The following is a 267-nucleotide window of genomic DNA, read 5'->3' on the forward strand; positions in this document are numbered from 1 at the left end:
GCCAAGCGGCGATGGACGCCTGCAAAGCGGCGCTGGAAGCCGACGCGGAGGCGTCCAGCCGCGCTGCCGACAGCCTCGGCGAGCGGGTGCTAACGCTCTCGCGGTCGGGAACCGTCGAGGCGGCGATTTCGGAGGCAGAACCCAGCCGGGTCGTAGTCGCCGAGTCCCGCCCCGGACGGGAGGGAGTCGGGACAGCCGAGCGACTGGCTGAGGCCGGAATCGATGTGACACTGTGTGCCGACAGCGCCGCTGTGACGGCGGCGTCGG

The 267-nt window shown here is 71.9% G+C and carries 1 protein-coding gene; it reads left to right on the top strand.

Annotation, left to right across the window (positions count from 1 at the left end; genetic code table 11):
* Window positions 1–267: hypothetical protein (locus ACP7FG_RS13025; RefSeq protein WP_439226631.1), on the top strand; the 267-nt coding region annotated here is incomplete at both ends.

This window comes from Idiomarina sp. ST10R2A5, assembly GCF_051842325.1.
Classification (GTDB): domain Bacteria; phylum Pseudomonadota; class Gammaproteobacteria; order Enterobacterales; family Alteromonadaceae; genus Idiomarina; species Idiomarina abyssalis.